We start from the raw sequence: 265 nt of genomic DNA on the forward strand, positions 1-265 counted from the left end.
TGGTGCCTCATCACTGCAGTGCTGGCACTTGTAAGAGTGTTGGATGTGATCGATTCTCTTAACTTGGGCTGGAATGTACAGCAGCTCTTTTCTAGCACAGAAGCTGCCGATCTCTTTCAGCTCGTGCTGGCAGTCTGGACATGTAAGGTCATCCAAACGATGATGAACCTCCTCGCCCGGCAGAGAATCTAAGATATCTTGCTTTCTGCCGACTTGCTTGCGTCTCTTATAGGTAATAGTTTCGGTAACGCGAGGGTAAGTCCTC

Annotated in this window: 1 protein-coding gene; it reads right to left on the minus strand. The window is 49.1% G+C overall.

Translation table 11 applies throughout. The features are described 5' to 3' along the window. On the minus strand, window positions 1-265 hold a 265-nt coding region (locus tag ACYVUV_RS12440), incomplete at both ends, for an IS66 family transposase zinc-finger binding domain-containing protein (RefSeq protein WP_484499588.1).

Source organism: Lactobacillus sp. WILCCON 0149 (assembly GCF_057197965.1).